The sequence below is a fragment of the Streptomyces sp. AC550_RSS872 genome (assembly GCF_019049285.1).
Lineage (GTDB): Bacteria > Actinomycetota > Actinomycetes > Streptomycetales > Streptomycetaceae > Streptomyces.
In genome coordinates this window covers 1-3638 of sequence record NZ_JAGMUL010000030.1, presented here as the reverse complement: position 1 = coordinate 3638, position 3638 = coordinate 1, and the positions used below count along the sequence as shown (strand labels likewise).

Annotated in this window: 4 protein-coding genes; all 4 read left to right on the top strand. The window is 69.7% G+C overall.

Features of this window, described 5'->3' with window-relative positions:
* Positions 1-272 precede the first annotated feature (272 nt).
* On the top strand, positions 273-1067 hold the full coding sequence (locus tag KUM44_RS15530; RefSeq protein ID WP_217208467.1) for an AfsR/SARP family transcriptional regulator: 795 nt from the start codon (positions 273-275) through the stop codon (positions 1065-1067).
* A 422-nt stretch (positions 1068-1489) separates the two neighbouring features.
* On the top strand, positions 1490-1921 hold the full coding sequence (locus KUM44_RS15525; RefSeq protein ID WP_217208466.1) for a hypothetical protein: 432 nt from the start codon (positions 1490-1492) through the stop codon (positions 1919-1921).
* Positions 1922-1945: 24 nt separating this feature from the next.
* A complete protein-coding gene (locus KUM44_RS15520) occupies positions 1946-3490 on the top strand; it encodes an acyl-CoA carboxylase subunit beta (protein WP_217208465.1) in 1545 nt (514 codons plus the stop codon).
* 27 nt (positions 3491-3517) lie between these two features.
* On the top strand, positions 3518-3638 hold a 121-nt coding region (locus KUM44_RS15515; protein WP_302186008.1), incomplete at its 3' end, for an acyl-CoA carboxylase epsilon subunit.

Here is a 3638-nt window from a genome sequence, read left to right as displayed (position 1 = left end):
CCGCCCGGCCTCCCCTTCCGCTTGACCTCAGTTGCCCGGCAACCGCACAGGTCAGCCACCCCGCCGGCACATCCCGGACTCGTTCAGCAGAAAAATACCTTCTCAAAGGAATTATTCTGTGCCAGGATGAAGCCGGGAGGACATCCCGGGGACGGGCACCGACCCGGGAGACCGCCACGCGCAGTGCCTCCGCGCGGCCCCGGCCGCCGAGGACGGACCGCCGCGTGCGGCCCCCCGACCACTCTCTGCCGCACCGACCGCCAAGGGGAAACATGCTGAGGTTCTCGATCCTCGGGGCACTGCAGATCCGCACCGCGTCGGGCCCGGCCGAGATCTCCGGCGATCTGCAGCGGACCCTGATCCAGACGCTGCTGGTCAGCGAGGGCCAGTCGGTCTCCGGTGAGGCGCTGGTCGAGGAAATGTGGGGGGAGGGCGCCCCGGACAACCAGGCCAACGCCCTGCAGGCCCACGTCAGCCGGCTGCGCCGCAAGCTGCGCGGCCTGGAACCCGGGCGCACCGCCTCCCGCGTCACCATCCACCCCTCGGGCTACCGCCTGACGGTCAACGAGGGGGAACTGGACGCCGCCGAGTTCGTCAGGACCGTCCGCCAGGCCGAGACCCTCGGCCCGGGCTCCCCCAAGGAGGCGGCCCGGTTACTCAGGCAGGCCCTGGCCATGTGGCGGGGGCCGGTCTTCGGCGGCTTCACCGGCGGGACCCTGTGCCAGCTCGCCGGCGCCCGCTACGAGGAGTACCACATGCGGGCCATGGAGCTGCGCTTCGACGCCGAGCTGCGGCTCGGCCGGCACGCCGCGGTCCTGGCCGAACTCGCCGAGACCCACACCAGCCACCCGCTCCGGGAACGCTTCTGCGAACAGCTGATGATCGCCCTGTACTGCGCGGGCCGCCAGGCCGACGCCCTGGACGTGTTCCGCCGCATGCGCCGCCACCTCGCCGACGAACTCGGCATCGAGCCCTCCCCCGCACTGCGTCAGGTCGAGAGCGCCATCCTCTCCCACGACCCGGCCCTGACCGGTGACCTGCGCGCCCCCCTGCTCCAGCTCACCTGACACCACCGCCCAGGGGGTGTTCTGAAAGTCCCGTGCGGTGCCCGCGCCCGCCGCGGCAGCGGCCGGCATCGCCAGCCGGTGCGTGCCCTCGGCGTGCCGGACGAAGGCCGAAGTCCCGTGCGGTGCCCGCGCCCGCCGCGGCAGCGGCCGGCATCGCCAGCCGGTGCGTGCCCCCGGCGTGCCGGCCGAAGGCCCTCGACGGGGGTCCCCCGCCCGAACGAAGCCAAGAGTCAAGGGGAGGAGCTGCTTGGGCCTTTGGCCGGTGCGGCGAGGGTGCGTGCCGGGCGCCGCGGGTGCTGTGCGCGACTTTCACAGCACCCCCTTGCCCCGCCGCGTAAGCGGCACGTCAGCCGCCGGTCAGCACCGCCTGGAACGATCCGCAACGAAAAGTGGAAACCGCCCCCCGACCTTTGGAGAACCACATGACCACGAGCCAGTCGCCGGCCCGCGCCGTGCCGGCCCAGGGGCGCGCGGAGGCCGCGCGTCCGTTACGCCTCTTCCTCGGCCTCGACGCCGTCGTGACCGGCGCCAACGGCCTCATCTACCTGTTCGCCGCCGGCCCCGTCGGGGACCTGCTCGGCATCGACACCGGATTCCTGCGCGGCATCGGCGCCTTCCTCACCCTCTACGGCACGCTGGTCGCCGTACTGGCGAGCCGTCCGGTGCCCTCCACCGCGGCCACCAAGGCGGTCATCGAGGCGAACCTGCTGTGGGCAGCCGCCAGCGTGGCCGCCGTGGTCTTCGGCTGGCTGGAGACGGACACCGCCGGCACGGTGTGGACCCCGCTCCAGGCGGCCGTCGTCGCGGCCTTCGCCGCGCTCCAGATGAACGCTCTGCGCCGGCTCGGCAACTGACATCCCGTCCCACCAGGGGGAGACATGAGGTCCCACGTCGCGGAGCTGGCCGAGATACGCCGCCAGGTGCTGGCCGGCCCGAGTGAGAAAGCGACCCAGGCACAGCACGCCAAAGGCAAGCTGACCGCGCGCGAGCGCATCGGCCTGCTGCTGGACGAAGGCTCGTTCCGCGAGGTGGAACCCCTGCGCCGGCACCGGGCGACCGGATTCGGCCTGGAGAGCAGAAAACCGTACACCGACGGTGTCATCACCGGCTGGGGCACCGTGGAAGGCCGCACCGTCTTCGTCTACGCCCACGACTTCCGCATCTTCGGCGGCGCCCTCGGCGAGGCCCACGCCACCAAAATCCACAAAATCATGGACATGGCCCTCACCGCCGGCGCCCCGCTGATCTCCCTCAACGACGGCGCCGGCGCCCGCATCCAGGAAGGCGTCACCGCACTCGCCGGCTACGGCGGCATCTTCCAGCGCAACACCAAAGCCTCCGGCGTCATCCCCCAGATCTCGGTCATGCTCGGCCCCTGCGCCGGAGGCGCCGCCTACTCCCCCGCACTCACCGACTTCGTGTTCATGGTCCGCGAGACCTCACAGATGTTCATCACCGGCCCGGACGTCGTCAAGGCAGTCACCGGCGAGGAAATCACCCACAACGGCCTCGGCGGCGCCGACGTCCACGCCGCCACCAGCGGCGTCTGCCACTTCGCCTACGACGACGAGGAGACCTGCCTCGCCGAAGTCCGCTACCTGCTGTCCCTCCTCCCCCAGAACAACCGGCAAAACCCACCCGCCGTCCCGTGCGACGACCCGCACGACCGCCGCTGCGACACCCTCACCGACCTCGTCCCCACCGACGGCAACCGGCCCTACGACATGACACAGGTCATCGAGACCATCGTCGACGACGGCGACTACCTCGAAATCCACGAACGCTGGGCACGCAACATCATCTGCGCACTGGCCCGCCTGGGCGGCCAGGTCGTCGCCATCGTCGCCAACCAGCCCCAAGTCCTCGCCGGCGTCCTGGACATCGAAGCCAGCGAAAAAGCCGCCCGCTTCGTGCAGATGTGCGACGCCTTCAGCATCCCCATCATCACCCTCCTGGACGTCCCCGGCTTCCTCCCCGGCGTCCACCAGGAACACGGCGGCATCATCCGCCACGGCGCCAAACTCCTGTACGCCTACTGCAACGCCACCGTCCCCCGCATCTCCCTCATCCTGCGCAAAGCCTACGGCGGCGCCTACATCGTCATGGACTCCCAATCCACCGGCGCCGACCTCACCTACGCCTGGCCCACCAACGAAATCGCCGTCATGGGCGCCGAAAGCGCAGCCAACATCATCTTCCGCCGCCAAATCACCGAAGCCGAAAACCCCCACACCACACGCACCAAACTCATCAAACAATACAAAACAGAACTCATGCACCCCTACTACGCAGCCGAACGCGGCCTCATCGACAACATCATCCACCCCGCCGAAACCCGCGAAACCCTCATCCACTCACTCACCATGCTCCGCACCAAACACACCAACCACCCCACCCGCAAACACGGCAACCCCCCTCAATAACAACACCACCCCACAACGGAGACCCCCATGCCCACCCCCCCACCCGCCATCCGCATCGAAAAAGGCAACGCCACACACGAAGAACTCGCCGCCCTCACCACCCTCCTCCTCACCCGCACCACCCAAACCCACACCCACACCCCACCAC